The sequence below is a fragment of the Streptomyces sp. SID12501 genome (genome assembly GCF_010550245.1).
GTDB lineage: Bacteria > Actinomycetota > Actinomycetes > Streptomycetales > Streptomycetaceae > Streptomyces.
On the sequence record NZ_JAAGLU010000751.1, the window covers coordinates 1 to 426 of the forward strand.

General features: G+C 69.5%; 1 protein-coding gene. It reads left to right on the forward strand.

The window, feature by feature from the left end:
- Positions 1-426, forward strand: a 426-nt coding sequence (locus G3I71_RS48280; RefSeq protein ID WP_164325324.1) for an ABC transporter permease, incomplete at both ends; no start/stop codon positions are given.

Below are 426 nucleotides of genomic sequence, written 5' to 3' on the forward strand. Positions count from 1 at the left end.
CGTCGCCGGGCTCACGTCGTTCCTCGTGGCCGGGCTCGTCATGCTCGACCGCTTCATGATCGCGTGGCCCAGCTACTTCACGCAGGTCCGCGGCCGCCCGATCGCCACGATCGGCTCCGAGACCCCGGGCCTGGGTGGCGACTTCTGGGTCTCGGGCCTCGACAAGTACACGCACCTCGTGCTGCCGACGCTCGCCCTGATGCTCATCTCCCTCGCGTCGTACACGCGCTACTCGCGCGCGTCGATGCTCGAGGTCATGGGCCAGGAGGACGTCCGCACGGCGCGCGCCAAGGGCCTGCCCGAGCGCGTGGTCGTCGTCCGGCACGCATTCCGCAACGCGCTGATCCCGCTCGCGACGATCGTCGCGTACGACATCGGCGGCCTGCTGGGCGGCGCCGTCATCACCGAGAACCTGTTCTCGTTCAA